15 protein-coding genes are annotated in these 13,182 nt (G+C 67.6%); 7 read left to right on the top strand and 8 right to left on the bottom strand.

The annotated features are described in order from the left end of the window. The first annotated feature begins 113 nt into the window (after nucleotides 1-113). The 7 genes from infA to rplQ all read left to right on the top strand — a co-directional run bounded on the left by infA (nucleotide 114) and on the right by rplQ (nucleotide 3,583). Nucleotides 114-356, top strand: coding sequence for a translation initiation factor IF-1 (gene infA, locus FHR04_RS11040; protein ID WP_029476435.1), 243 nt, complete (start codon nucleotides 114-116; stop codon nucleotides 354-356). Nucleotides 357-454: 98 nt separating this feature from the next. After that, on the top strand, nucleotides 455-571 hold the full coding sequence (gene rpmJ, locus FHR04_RS11035; protein ID WP_039682902.1) for a 50S ribosomal protein L36: 117 nt from the start codon (nucleotides 455-457) through the stop codon (nucleotides 569-571). Further along, nucleotides 571-951: a 30S ribosomal protein S13 gene (gene rpsM / locus FHR04_RS11030; RefSeq protein ID WP_039682903.1), complete on the top strand. Its 381-nt coding sequence runs from the start codon at nucleotides 571-573 to the stop codon at nucleotides 949-951. Before rpmJ ends, rpsM begins: the two co-directional genes overlap by 1 nt. A gap of 3 nt (nucleotides 952-954) precedes the next feature. After that, on the top strand, nucleotides 955-1,350 hold the full coding sequence (gene rpsK, locus FHR04_RS11025; RefSeq protein WP_029476431.1) for a 30S ribosomal protein S11: 396 nt from the start codon (nucleotides 955-957) through the stop codon (nucleotides 1,348-1,350). A 185-nt stretch (nucleotides 1,351-1,535) separates the two neighbouring features. Further along, nucleotides 1,536-2,156 carry a 30S ribosomal protein S4 gene (gene rpsD, locus FHR04_RS11020; protein WP_039682904.1) on the top strand — a complete coding sequence of 207 codons (621 nt, stop codon included), beginning with the start codon at nucleotides 1,536-1,538 and terminating at the stop codon, nucleotides 2,154-2,156. 11 nt (nucleotides 2,157-2,167) lie between these two features. After that, on the top strand, nucleotides 2,168-3,181 hold the full coding sequence (locus FHR04_RS11015; protein ID WP_139403294.1) for a DNA-directed RNA polymerase subunit alpha: 1,014 nt from the start codon (nucleotides 2,168-2,170) through the stop codon (nucleotides 3,179-3,181). Between the two features lie 51 nt (nucleotides 3,182-3,232). Then, nucleotides 3,233-3,583 carry a 50S ribosomal protein L17 gene (gene rplQ / locus FHR04_RS11010; RefSeq protein WP_039682909.1) on the top strand — a complete coding sequence of 117 codons (351 nt, stop codon included), beginning with the start codon at nucleotides 3,233-3,235 and terminating at the stop codon, nucleotides 3,581-3,583. An 80-nt stretch (nucleotides 3,584-3,663) separates the two neighbouring features. On the opposite strand, the gene FHR04_RS11005 is transcribed toward rplQ, so the two are convergent. Genes FHR04_RS11005 through FHR04_RS10970 form a run of 8 tightly spaced genes read right to left on the bottom strand, consistent with a single transcriptional unit; the run spans nucleotide 3,664 to nucleotide 12,913 of the window. Next, complete coding sequence (locus FHR04_RS11005; RefSeq protein ID WP_139403291.1) at nucleotides 3,664-4,965, bottom strand: beta-N-acetylglucosaminidase domain-containing protein; 1,302 nt, start codon at nucleotides 4,963-4,965, stop codon at nucleotides 3,664-3,666. A 54-nt stretch (nucleotides 4,966-5,019) separates the two neighbouring features. Further along, complete coding sequence (locus FHR04_RS11000) at nucleotides 5,020-5,877, bottom strand: MOSC domain-containing protein (RefSeq protein ID WP_170213928.1); 858 nt, start codon at nucleotides 5,875-5,877, stop codon at nucleotides 5,020-5,022. Between the two features lie 40 nt (nucleotides 5,878-5,917). Beyond that, nucleotides 5,918-6,910, bottom strand: a complete 993-nt coding sequence (locus FHR04_RS10995) for an N-acetylglucosamine kinase (protein WP_249039086.1) — start codon at nucleotides 6,908-6,910, stop codon at nucleotides 5,918-5,920. 14 nt (nucleotides 6,911-6,924) lie between these two features. Next, nucleotides 6,925-7,608 carry a glucosamine-6-phosphate deaminase gene (locus FHR04_RS10990; RefSeq protein WP_170213927.1) on the bottom strand — a complete coding sequence of 228 codons (684 nt, stop codon included), beginning with the start codon at nucleotides 7,606-7,608 and terminating at the stop codon, nucleotides 6,925-6,927. 5 nt (nucleotides 7,609-7,613) lie between these two features. Further along, nucleotides 7,614-8,897: a family 4 glycosyl hydrolase gene (locus FHR04_RS10985; RefSeq protein WP_139403284.1), complete on the bottom strand. Its 1,284-nt coding sequence runs from the start codon at nucleotides 8,895-8,897 to the stop codon at nucleotides 7,614-7,616. Nucleotides 8,898-8,950: 53 nt separating this feature from the next. Continuing rightward, nucleotides 8,951-9,967 (bottom strand): ABC transporter ATP-binding protein, encoded by a 1,017-nt coding sequence (locus FHR04_RS10980; RefSeq protein WP_249039085.1) that lies wholly within the window; start codon nucleotides 9,965-9,967, stop codon nucleotides 8,951-8,953. 4 nt (nucleotides 9,968-9,971) lie between these two features. Further along, complete coding sequence (locus FHR04_RS10975) at nucleotides 9,972-11,930, bottom strand: dipeptide/oligopeptide/nickel ABC transporter permease/ATP-binding protein (protein ID WP_139403281.1); 1,959 nt, start codon at nucleotides 11,928-11,930, stop codon at nucleotides 9,972-9,974. Beyond that, nucleotides 11,927-12,913, bottom strand: a complete 987-nt coding sequence (locus FHR04_RS10970; protein WP_139403278.1) for an ABC transporter permease — start codon at nucleotides 12,911-12,913, stop codon at nucleotides 11,927-11,929. Before FHR04_RS10970 ends, FHR04_RS10975 begins: the two co-directional genes overlap by 4 nt. Nucleotides 12,914-13,182 lie beyond the last annotated feature (269 nt).

Genomic DNA, 13,182 nt, shown 5'->3' with positions numbered 1-13,182 from the left:
CTGAGGGGTTTCCGTTCGCCACATGGTCAGCGCATCTTGTTCAGCCGCCCACGCGCGTGATACCTTTACGTTTGGCTTGCATTGGGCCTGGAGGTTGCGTGGCGAGACGAAGAATGCCGGAACAGCGGGAAAAGAAGAAGAAGGAAGAGTCCGATACCGTACGCGCCGAGGGCGTGGTGGAAGAGGCGTTGCCCAACACCACCTTCCGCGTGAAGCTCGATACGGGGCACGACATCCTGGCCTACATCAGCGGGAAAATGCGGATTCACTACATCCGGATCCTGCCTGGTGACCGTGTGGTTCTGGAAATCAGCCCGTACGACACGTCGCGCGGGCGCATCGTCTACCGCCGCTGACCGCACCGGGGCAAAGCACACCACAGATTCTTTGCCCACAGACAGTGGGCCGGGGGTCGAGCGCTGCTGATGGACAGCAGGCGGCGCGAGGAGGAAGCATGAAAGTTCGCAGCAGTGTCAAGAGAATGTGCGACGGCTGCAAGGTGATCCGCCGTCACGGACGGGTGCTGGTCATCTGCAGCAAGGAAGTCAAGCACAAGCAGAGGCAGGGCTGATGGCCCGCGTTGCAGGCGTGGACCTGCCCCGCGAAAAGCGCATTGAAATCGCGCTGACCTACATCTACGGCATCGGCCTGACCCGCAGCAAGGAAATTCTGGCGCGCACCGGGATCAACCCCGACACCCGCGTCAAGAACCTCAGCGAGGGCGATCAGTCCACCCTGCGTGACGCCGTGGAAAAGACCTACAAGGTCGAGGGCGATCTGCGCTCCGAAGTCGGTCAGAACATCAAGCGTCTGATGGACATCGGTGCGTACCGTGGCCTGCGCCACCGCCGCGGCCTGCCCGTGCGCGGTCAGCGCACCAAGACCAACGCCCGCACCCGCAAGGGGCCGCGCAAGACTGTGGCTGGTAAGAAAAAGGCCGCGAGGAAGTAAGCCATGGCGAAATCTACCAAGGGCAAGACCCCGCGCCGCGCCCGGCGCAACATCAGCGCAGGACGGGCCTACGTGCACGCCAGCTACAACAACACGATTGTCACCATCACTGATCTGGACGGCAACTCTGTCGCCTGGAGCAGCGGCGGCACCATCGGCTACAAGGGCAGCAAGAAGGGCACGCCCTACGCCGCGCAGCTCGCCGCCGCCGACGCCGTGAAGAAGGCCCAGCAGACCTTCGGCATGAACATCGTCGACGTGGTGGTGCGCGGCAGCGGCTCGGGCCGTGAACAGGCCATCCGTGCCATCCAGGCCAGCGGCATCGAAGTGAAGTCCATCATGGACGACACCCCCGTGCCGCACAACGGCTGCCGCCCCAAGAAAAAGTTCCGCGCGTAGTCTTTTTAAGAGCGTCGTGTTTTTAAGAAGTGCGTTGAATTAAGTATTTCGCGCGTACCCACCTGTCCCGCCGCCGCTGCCTCTGTGAGGGGGCGAGAGCTGCAACCACCAGCAAAGGTGGCGGGCACCAGAGGGCCGCAGACCCGGCAGGGCCACACCCCTGACCGTACCAAGGAGATCAGTTAATGGGTCGTTACCGTGGATCGATTACCAAACAGAGTCGCCGTGAGGGCATCAACCTCGCGGAAACAGAGAAAGTCCAGAAGTACCTGGACAAGCGCCCCTATGCGCCCGGTCAGCACGGTCAGCGCCGTGGCCGCGGCCGTCCCAGCGATTACAGCGTGCGTCTGCGCGAGAAGCAGAAGCTGGTGCGGCTCTACGGCATGAACGAAAAGCAGTTCCACAACATGTTCTTGGAAGCCGAGCGGATGCCCGGCGTGCTGGGCACCGTGTTCTTGCAGCTGCTCGAGCGCCGTCTGGACAACGTTGTGTTCCGGATGGGCTTTGCCAGCACCCGCCGTCAGGCCCGGCAGTTTGTCGGCCACGGTCATGTTCTCGTGAACGGCAAGAAGGTCGACGTCCCGAGCTACCGCGTCAAGGTTGGCGACGAAATCGTCGTGGCCGAAGGCAGCCGCTCGATGGGCTTTATCCAGGAAAACATGGAAGCGCAGAAGCGCCGCCGCGTCGCCCCCTGGGTCGAACTGAACCCCGAAACCTTCACCGGCACCTTCGCCCGCCTTCCGGCGCGTGAAGACCTGGCGCTGCCGATCAACGAGAACTTCATCATCGAGTACTACTCGCGTTAACGGAGGCCCCAGTGGATCAAAAGCGCCCTCAACTTAAAGCCCGCGTGGACGGCGATTACGGCGAGTTCGTCCTGGAGCCGCTCACGCGCGGTTACGGCGTCACCATCGGGAACCCCATCCGGCGCATCCTGATGTCCTCGATCCCCGGCACGGCTGTCACCAGCGTGTACATCGAAGACGTGCTGCACGAATTCTCCACCATTCCCGGAGTCAAGGAGGACGTCATTCAGATGATCCTCAACCTCAAGGAACTGGTCGTGAAGTTCCACGCCCCCGGTCCCAAGACCCTGACCCTGCGCGCGCAGGGCGAGGGTGTGGTCAAGGCCAGCGCCTTCGAGGTGCCCAGCGACGCCGAGATCGTCAACCCCGACCTGGTGATCGCCACCCTGGCCGAGGACGGCAAGCTGGTCATGGAAGTGCGCGTGGAAGAAGGCGAGGGCTACGTTCCCGCCGACAAGCACGCCACCAAGGACCGCATCAACTCGATTCCGGTGGACGCTGTGTTCTCCCCGGTGCGCCGCGTGGCCTACCACGTCGAGAACACCCGCGTGGGTCAGCAGACCGACCTGGACCGGTTGATCCTGCGCGTCTGGACCGACGGCTCAACCGGCCCGCAGGACACCCTGGACAAGGCGGTGGAGATTCTGCGCGAGGAGCTGAACGTGTTCGGCAACGTGGAAACCCTGCCGGCCCTGACCCCGGAATTCAGCCAGCAACCGGTCTACACGCCCACCACCCCGGTGATGCCCCAGCCCGGCGTGTACGACCTGCCCTCCGCTCCCGCTACGCTGAATCTGAACCCTGGCGACTACCCCGCCGAGATGGATTCGCCGCGCGTGACCCTCGAAGGCCTGGGGCTGACCACCCGCGTGCTGCATTCCCTCAAGGAAGAAGGCATCGACAGCGTGGACGCCTTGTGCGCGCTGTCGGACCGTGACCTGAAGAAGGTGCCCGGCATCGGCGAACGCAGCCTGGACGAGATCAAGCAGCAGCTGGCCCAGTTCGGGCTGGCGCTGCGCGACTAAACCATTTTCCGGCCTCTGGGTTCAGAGGCCGCGCTTTGAAGGAGACTACCCATGCGCCACGGTAAAGCCGGACGCAAGCTCAACCGCAACAGCAGTGCCCGCACCGCCCTGGCCCGTGCCCAGGCGACGGCGCTGCTGCGCGAGGGCCGCATCCAGACGACCCTCACGAAGGCCAAAGAGCTGCGCCCCTACGTCGAGAAACTGATCACCACCGCCAAGGGCGGCGACCTGCACGCCCGCCGTCTGGTGGCCCGCGACATCCACGACAACGACGTTGTTCGCAAGATGATGGATGAAGTGGCCCCCAAGTACGCCGAGCGTCCCGGCGGCTACACCCGCATCCTGCGCGTCGGCACCCGCCGCGGCGACGGCGTGACGATGGCCCTGATCGAACTGGTCTGAGTCAGACCTTTTCCAGAACCCCCTCCGTCCTGTGCGGTGGGGGTTTTCGTTTGTTGGACTCTGCCTGAGCTGCGACGGCACTAGAGGCGTTCTTGCGGCGGCTTCCTGTCTTGACCCAGAGCCATCAGCCTATCGGCGAGGCTGCCGCGGAACCTGAACAGTTCCGGGTTAGTGTCACCCTGCCGGGTGGCTCCCGCCAATAGGCGGCCGAGTTCCTCTAGGACGTCCACCAGATACGGGTGCAGGTCGAACAGCAGGTCGCGGTTGGGGCCAGCTTCCAGCGCCTGCAGCACGGTGGTCAGCCGCCGCTGTGCTGCCCCGAGTTCCGCCAGCGCTGCGGTGTGGGTCTTCTCGTCCGTCTGAGGGTCCACCAGTTGCCGTGCCCGTTCCAGGACCTGCGCCGCCTGCGGCCCCAGGCGACCCGGCAGGTACAGCATCTGGGCCAGCAGTTGCAGGTCTTCGCGCGTGACCGGGTGGGCGGCCGTGGCATTGAACTCCGGCAGCCACCCGTCCAGCGCGCGGTTCAGTGAGTCCTCCGGCGTCCAGTCCGGCCCCGCGTGGGCATAGTCCGCCAGGCTGAACAGCCCCGGCGTGTTGACCTCCAGCGGGTTGTTCGGGTTGCTCAGGATGCCCGCCACCTGCTGCCGCAGTTCCAGTGGACGCCCCGCGTAAGGCCCCAGGTGAAGGCGGTGCAGGGTGTAGTCGCTGGCGTGCAGGTTGTCCCAGATCAGGACCCGGCGGCGCAGCACCCGGTTGACCTCCACGATGCCCTCGACGCTGATCTCGCAGGACACCACCTGCGGCCCGGTCCACAAAATCTCCACGCCGGGGCGCAGGCCATCGCCCAGCACGTGCAGGTACGGTGAACCAGCCACGCTGGGCTGCGCCCGCTCCGCGCAGTATTCGGTGGGGCAAAACAGCAGCAATCCTGTCTGCCCGCCAGGCCAGAGGGCATCCATGACGTGGTGGGTGGCGGCCACCTGTGCCCCGGCCTGCGCGGCGCGGTCGGCGGCGTAGGGAATGTCGTCGAACAGCAGTGCGAAATGCTCCACCCCCAGTCCCTGCACGCTGCGGAGTTTCTGGGCCAGGGCGCGGCGGTCTCCCTCGTCCGCCCAGTCGAGGTCCAGGCCGGGGGAGAGAGCGTAGACGAAGCGGAGGCCATGTTGCCGGGCGTCGGCGGCCAGTTCCTGCAGGGCGGTGGCCTCCGCGGCCGGGTAGGGTTCACGCCAGCGTTGTCGGTGCCAGCGGTCATCCTTGGGGGCGTAAAGGTAGGTGTCCATGCCCCAGGCGGCCATGCGGGCAAACAGGCGTCCGCGCTGGGCCGGGGTCCAGGGACGGCCGTAGAACCCCTCGATCACGCCCAAGATGGGAAACGCACTCATGTCTGCTCCTTTTGAAGGGTACTGCTTGTAGGGTGTTGGGCGGCCTGTTGCGGCTTATTCATAGACGGGGTTCACCGAGTCTCCCACCTCGGTCACCGAGAGGGCGTCGCCCACCCGTAACCGGCCCGTCCGCTGATCGTACGGCGCGTCCTGCACCAGATGCTGCCCGAAAATGGCCGCTTTCCCATGGCGGCGAATCCGCGCCAGGGTGCGGAGCGTCTCGGCCCCGCGCGTGCCGTCTGGCTGCACGTTCAGGATGACGCAGCGGGCGCAGCTTTCCACCACCTCGAAGGCCACGCCGTTCGCGTCCGCGGGGCCGATGCGGATGCGCCGCCAGAAATCCTCCGCATACGCCTCGCCGCCGCTGACCACCAGATTCGGGCGAAGCTCGGTGTGCCCCACCGGGCGCGACAGGTGCCCGTTGAAGGCGGCCAGCGACGCCTCGGTGATCAGGTGGAAGGGGTTGCCGTCCACGAAGCTCAGCAGCGAGCTATAGGGGCGGTCTGCGGGCTGCCAGCGCTGTACGTCGTCTGGCAGGAAGACCAGATCGAAGTCGCCGCCCAGGTACGCGCTGATCCACCCCGAGGCCTCTGCCGAGACCCTTACCCCACTCAGCGGCGTGCCCCACATGTCCACCGCACGCCGCGCGCCCTGAGGCTGCCACGGCACGGCCAGCACCGGCCTTCCGGGGGCCGACACCCGCAGACCGCCCTCGGCCAGGGCCACCCCGATCAGGCGCATGGTGGGACACTCGCGCTGGGTCACCGGCCGGCCTGCCGCGTCGATCACCATCCAGCGGCGGTCATGGGTCAGGCCGCGTGGCCCGATGTCCGAAGACGGCAGTGAGACGCCGCCCGCCGACTTGATCGGGTAGATGTACAGGGCGCTGAGGGTCAGGGTGGGTTCGGGCATAGGCTCCTTGTCGGTCATTAAAGGGGGAACAGGGCGAGGCTCAGGTCAGAAACAGCGCCTCGTCGGGGCAGGTGTCCTCCAGCCGCCGGAACACGGCCCCGTCCACGGTAACGCCTGCCGCCTCCAGCGCCAGCAGCACCGCGCCGAAGACAGGCTCGTGGTGGCTGGCCTGCCAGCGGATGTCGCCGTGCTGCTCGCGCACCCGCGTCAGCAGGGCGTCTCGCAGGATGGGTGACTGGTGGCGCATCACCCCGCCGGAGGTGGTCAGCAGGTAGTCGCCGCTCAGACCCACCTTGCGGGCGGCGGCCAGCGCGTAATCGCCCAGCGACGCGCCATGCCCCCGCACGATGCGGAGGCTGGTGGCGTCACCCGCGTCCGCCTGATCGAGCAAAACGCGGGCCAGGCGGCCCAGATGGGGCACCGGGCGGCGGCCCCGGCGGGTGAATGAGTGCAGCAGCGCCTTCACATCCGGGACGCCGAAGAAGGCCAGCACGGGGGCGGTCAGCGTCGTGGGCGGATCGATGCCCAGCTCGGCGCGGTACACGGCGCGCAGGGCGTGTTCGGCCAGTTGGGTGGCCCCCTCCGGCTCCTGCCAGTAGCTGGTGTGCCACACTGCGCCGCCGGGCGAGCGGGCCGCGATGCCCGCGCTGGTGCCGCAGACCACCGTAACCCCCAGCCCCGCCAGCGAACCGGCCCGCAGCGCCCCCACCGCGTCGTTGACCACCGCGAGCTGCCGCGCCCAGTTCCAGCGGCGCAGCTCGGCCGCCAGAACGTCGAAGTCCTCGGGCCAGTCGGCCCCGGCGGCGCTGAGGGTCAGGGCCGCGAAGGGGCGGTCATCCACGCCTGCGCTGGCTCTGGCCTGCGCGACGGCGGTCTGCAAGGCGGCCAGGGCGCGGGCGCGCTGCACGTAGATGTTGCTGCGCCCGGCGCGGCCCCAGCCCAGCACAGCGCCGGACGTGTCAGCGATCAGCGCGATGGTCTTGGTGTTCCCCGCATCGATGCCCAGCACCAGCCCTCCCAGAGCCTGACTCACCGCGTCCCCACCCCTCACGCCCAGGCGGCCTCGTCCGCGATCACGGTCAGGGCTGTGCGCCGCAGGAAGGAGGCCGGCACCTCCGGCGTTTCCGGCCTCTCCAGCGCAGCGTGCAGAACCTCGCGCTTGTGCGCCCCACCCACCAGCAGCAGGGTCTGACGCGCCGCCAGAATCACGTCCATCCCCGCTGTGATGGCCCCTGTCGGCACCGCCAGCTCCCCCCAGTAGGCCGCGTTGCTTGCCAGGCTCGCGGGCGTCAGCGCCAGCGTGCGCGTGGGCGCGTCCGGCGGGCTGGGCGGTTCGTTGAAGCCCAGGTGACCGTTCGGCCCCAGCCCCAGAATCGCCAGATCGAGGCCGCCGAGCTCCCGGATCGCCGCCTCGAACTGACGGGGACTGTCCAGCCGAACGGTGCGGGTGAGGCCCAGCGGCGCCACGAACGAGCGCCGCATCCAGCTCCACAGGCTGCGCGGATCGTCGTCGTCGATGCCCAGATACTCGTCGAGCTGCACGGCGGTGACGCGGCTGAAATTCACCTCACCCGCCCGCACCCGCCGTGCCAGCTCCGCGTAGGTGGGCATCGGCGTATGGCCGGTCGCCACCAGAACGCTCAGATCGGGTTTTGCCTTAACCTGGGCCGAGATGAAGTCGGCGGCCGCCTGGGCCAGCTGTTCTGGATTCGGCTGGATGTCCAGCGTCACCCCACCTACCACAGCCGCTCCGGCAGATGATCGCGGTGGGCCTGGGCCAGCTCCCCGTACAGCGTCTGCGCCAGCGGCAGCGTCCGCACCAGCGGGTTGGCGGTCAGGGCCTGGATCGCCTGCTGGCGGCTGCCGTCCCAGGCGGCGTCGGCGGCCAGCTGCTGGTACTCGCCCAGCGCCGAGAGCAGCCCGCGCACCGGCTTCGGCACCCGGTACCCGGCGATGGGCCGCACGCCCTGGCGGCCCACCAGACACGGCACCTCCACCACCCGTGAGTCGGGAAAGTCGGCGATGGCCCCCGCGTTCACCACGTTCGTCGGCCAGATCTCATTCTTGTCGTTGAACATGGCGTCCATCACGTCCACCGCCACCTCCAGCTCGAAGATGCCGCCGCGCGACAGTTCCGGCACCAGCGTGGGGTTGGGGGCGTCCAGTTGCTCGCGGTAGTGCCGCCAGTACCTCGGCACGTCGGTCAGGATGTCCTGCGCGCGGGTGGTGGGTTTGGCCGTCAACTCGGCCAGCATCTCCTGCTCGAAGGAGTAGTACCGCATGTAGGAGGCGGGCAGGCTGTTCATGGTCACCGCCAGTTCGGCCCAGCGCCGCGTCCAGTCGTCGGCGATGCCCTCCTCCAGCTTCTGCGCCAGCAGCGGAACCATCGGTTGACCGTCGTATTCGGCCTCCGCGCTCCAGCAGGCGTGGTTGAGGCCCAGCATCACGGCGCGTACCTTGCCGGGGTCAAGCCCAACAAGTTCCGCGAGTTCGCCGGGAAAGACAAGTGGCCCCTCGCACAGCGACACCACGCGCACCGCCGAGTGATCGGCCACCGCCTGCGCCACGATGTTCACGGGGTTGGTGTAATTAAACAGAATGGCGTCGGGACAGACGGCCTCCATGTCCTCCACCAGCCCGCGCGCCACGTGGATGGCCCGCAGCGCCATGAAGAAGCCGCCCGCACCCTGCGTCTCCTGCCCGATGGCGCCGTGGGACAGCGGAATCCGCTCGTCCTGCACCCTGGCCTCGAAACCGCCGGGACGGTAGCTGGACAGCACGCCGTCGCAGCCGTCCAGCGCGGCCCGTCTGTCGGTGGTGGCGGTGATCCTGAGATCCGCGCCCTGGGCCTCGGCCATCTTGCGGGCCAGGCGGCAGACCACATCGAGTTTTTCTGAATCGATGTCCTGCAACACGATTTCCGAACCGGCAAAATTGGCGGCCTGGCGAATGAACGAGGCGACGGTGCCGGGCGCGCGGGTGCTGCCGCCGCCGATGTAGGCGAGTTTGACCTGGGCCATGTGACTGTCCTTGTGGGGTGGAGAGACGGCAAGACGGGGGCGGGCACCAGGGTTCACGGCCCCACGCCCACCCCCGCCTGCCGCCGCGCCTGAATCGCCGGATCGTGCAGCAGGCAGCGCGCGGTGTGTCCGCGCCCCACGTCGTACATCCTCGGCAGGCCGTCCCGGCATTCGGGCATGGCATACGGGCAGCGCGGCTCGAAGGGGCAGCCAGGCGGCAGGGTCTTCAGATCTGGCACCTCGCCGCGCGCCGCGATGGTTTCCGGCACCAGTCCCGCGTCGGGTTTGGGGGCGGCACTTTTCAGCAGCTGGGTATACGGGTGCTGCGGGCGGTCAATGACCTCCACGGCGGGGCCGAGTTCCACCAGCGTGCCGGCGTACAGCACGGCCACCCGGTCACTCATGTAGCGCGCCCCGGCCAGATCGTGTGTGATGAACAGCATGCTCAGGCCCTCCTGATCCTTCAGATCCAGCATCAGGTTCATCACGTCCAGGCGGATCGAGACGTCCAGCGCCGACGTCGGCTCGTCGGCCAGGATCAGCTCGGGGCGGGCGGCCAGGGCGCGGGCGATGCCGACGCGCTGGCGCTGGCCCCCCGACAGCTCGAAGGAGCGTTTGCCCGCGTAGATGCCCGCAGGCGACAGGCCCACGCGTTCCAGCAGCGAGTTCACCTCCGCCTGGGTGTTGCCCCGCGCCAGGCCGTGAATCTGGAGGGGCCGTTTCAGCGTGTACGCCACCGGATGCACCGGGTTGAGGCTGGCGTAGGGGTCTTGAAAGATCATCTGGACGTTCTTGCGCAGCCGTTTCAGCGCCCGCCCGCCCAGGCGGCGCGGCACCGGCTGGCCGTTCAGGCGGATCTCGCCGGAGGTGGGCGTGTGCAGCCGGGCGATCAGGCGGGCAATCGTGCTTTTGCCGCTGCCCGACTCGCCCACCAGCCCCAGCACCTCGCCGCGCGCAATGGAAAAGCTCACGTCGTTGACGGCCACCACGCCGCCCGCCCGGCCCCGCGCCCCGAAGACCTTGCGGAGGCCCACGATCTCCAGCGTGTTTGGATTTTCGTGTGAAGGCACGACGTTAGTTGAGGTTGACGCTGCGGCTTGGCTCACGGCTCACCTCCCCTTGGAGATCTGCGGCGGCTCTCTGACTATCGCGCAGGGCGTTGTCCTTGAGCGCCGCTGAAACGGTGGGATCGTACAGGAAGCAGGCCGCCGTCTGCCCCTCGGCCACCGGGAAGGTCTGCAGCGGTTTGACGTCGCACACGCCGGGCATGCGCGTGGCGCAGCGCTCGAAGAAGGGGCAGCCGACGATTTCCGCGCTCAGGGACGGCGGCTTGCCGGGAATGCCGCTGCGGCGCGTCCGGGGGCCGGTCATCGGCGGGAACGAGTTCATCAGTTGCTGGGTGTAGGGGTGCGCCGGGTGCGCGTACAGCTGGTGTGCCGGGGCCAGCTCCACCACCTCGCCCGCGTACATGATCGCCACCCGGTCACTCATTTCCACCAGCAGCGACAGATCGTGCGTGATGAAGATGATGCTGATGCCCAGGCGGCGCCGCACGTCGTTGATCTCCTGCAAGATCTGGCGCTGCACCACCACGTCCAGCGCCGTCGTCGGCTCGTCCATCACGATCAGTTTCGGTTCCAGCGCCAGCGCGATGGCGATCACCACGCGCTGCTTCATGCCGCCGGACAGCTGGTGCGGGTAGGTGTCCAGGTACGAGGCCTGAATGCCCACCAGATCGAACAGTTCGCGGGCGCGGGCGTCCAGTTTCGCCTTGTCGGTCACGCCGTGGGCCTGCATGGCGTCGTAGACCTGCTCGCGAATTTTCAGCACCGGGTTCAGAACGTTCATGGACGCCTGAAACACCATGCTGAATTCCTTCCAGCGCACCCGCCGCAGTTCCTCGGGCGAGAGGGAGAGCAGGTCATGTTCAGCCAGCCGCACCGAACCGCCCAGCACCGCGCCGGGAGGATCGAGCAGGCGCGTGACCGCGAAGGCCAGCGTGCTCTTGCCGCAGCCGGATTCCCCCGCCAGCCCCAGCAGTTCACCTTCCCTCACGTCCAGCGACACGTCCCGCACCGCGCGCACCGTGGGGCCAGGGGTCAGGTAGCCCACGTTCAGCTCGCGGATGCTCAGCAGGGCGTCGGGGTTGCCCCCGGCCCCGGCCTGGGCGGGCCGCCGGAGGGGCGGCAGCCTGAATTTGCCTCCCCCCAGCCGGGGGTTGCTGATCTCGTCGATGGCGAAGTTCAGCAGCGCAAACGACGTGCCCAGCAGCGCGATGCCCAGCCCCGGCATCGCCACCCACCACCACGCGCCCTGCAGCAGCGCGCCCTTGGCCTGCGCCCAGTACAGCATGGTGCCCCAGGTGACCAGCGACACGTCGCCCACGCCGATAAACGACAGGCTGGCTTCACTCAGAACGGCGTACAGCGCCGCGCCGAAGAAGTTCGCGGCGATCAGCCCCGCCATGTTGGGCAGCATCTCGCGGAAGATGATGCGGCCCGGCCCCTCGCCGGCCACCACCGCCGCCTGCACGAAGTCGCGCTCGCGCAGCGCCAGCGCCTGCGCCCGCAGCACCCGCGCCCCGAAGGCCCAGCCGGTGAAGCTGATCACCAGAATCACCGGCCACACGCCCCCGCCGCGCAGAAAGGCGCTGGCGACGATCACCAGCGGTAGCCCCGGCAGCACCAGAAAGACGTTGATCAGCGTGTTGATGGCCTCGTCCACCGCGCCGCCCAGGTACGCGGCGGCCAGGCCGAAGGTCACGCTCAGCAGCGTGGCGATCAGCCCGGCCACCGCGCCCACCAGCAGGGTCAGCCGCGCGCCGTAGATGAACTGCGCGAAGATGTCCTGGCCCAGCGCGGTGGTGCCCAGCCAGTGCTGCGCCGAGAGCGGCAGGAACGGGTCAAACTCCAGCGAATGGGGATCGTAGGGGGTGATCAGCGGGGCACACAGGCTGGCCAGCAGCAGCAGCAGCAGGAAGCCCGCGCCGAACACGCTGCGCGGCTGGCTCAGAAAGCGGCGCAGGCCGCTCACGCCCGGCCCTCGCGGATGCGCGGATCAAGCAGGACATTGATGAAGTCCACCAGCAGGTTGGCCAGCAGCACCGCCAGCGCGATAAAGAAGAAGATGGCCTGCATCAGCGGGTAGTCCAGGTTGGTCACCGACTGGTACAGGTAAAAGCCCAGGCCCGGATACGAAAAGACGATCTCGGTCAGGATCGAGCCGCCCACCACGAAGCCCAGCGCCATGCCGAAGGCGGTGAAGCTGGGCAGCAGGGCGTTGCGCAGCACGTAGCGGGTGATGATGCGGCCTTCGGTCAGGCCCTTGGCGCGGGCAAACGCCAGGTAGTCCTCGCCGGCCACGTTGATCACGTTGTTGCGCATGGTGATCAGCCAGCCGCCCACCGAGGTCACCAGAATGGTGAACACCGGCAGCGCCGCGTGCCGCAGCAGCGAACTCCACCACCCCGCGCTGAAGGTGTCGCCGGGAAAGGGATCGAGGGCGCCGCTCAGCGGAAACCACTTGAGCTGGAACGCGAAGACGTACAGCAGGATCAGCCCGAACCAGAAGTACGGCATGGCGTTCAGGAACAGCGCCACCGGCGTCAGGCCGTCCGCCACCGCCCGCCCGCGCCGCCACCCGCTGTACAGGCCCAGGGCGCTGCCCAGCACGAAGGAGATGACGGTGGTCACGCCGATTAGACCCAGCGTGTACGGCAGGGCGGTGCGCACCACGTCAATGACGGGCGTGGGGAACAGGCTGATCGAGCGCCCGAAATCGCCGCGCAACAAGCCTCCCAGGTAGCCGAAGTACTGCGACAGCGGGCTGCCCAGATCGTTGAGGCCGTAGGCGATCTTCAGCGCATCGACCGCCGACGGATCCAGGCGGCCCTGGTACTTGGCGAGCATCACGCTGACTGGGTCGCCCGGCACCAGGCGCGGTAGGACGAAGTTGAGGGTGGCCGCCACCCACAACGTGAACACGAAGATGCCCAGCTTTCTGAGCAGATAGCGCACAAGACCTCCTGGGGGTGAGGATGGGCGGCCGAACCTTGGCCTGAGGCTTCAAAGGCGGGGCGGGCCGCGGCCAGGGTCTTGGCCCCAGCGCACCTCTCCCGCCCCGCTGCTCACGCCTTATACGGACTCCGATTGAATCGTTTGCAAAAACGATGGAAATCCGAGCGAGAGGAATAGCGTCCTCATGGGCGTCTGTTCATGACGATAGCGAGCAGGAGAAAGGCGGGTTCCGGGCGTGGAGTTTGCGAATCGGCGCTGTCCCGATTTGT

This window comes from Deinococcus radiopugnans ATCC 19172, assembly GCF_006335125.1.
Classification (GTDB): domain Bacteria; phylum Deinococcota; class Deinococci; order Deinococcales; family Deinococcaceae; genus Deinococcus; species Deinococcus radiopugnans.
The sequence above is the reverse complement of the archived record's forward strand: the minus strand, read 5'-3'. Positions and strand labels throughout refer to the sequence as shown.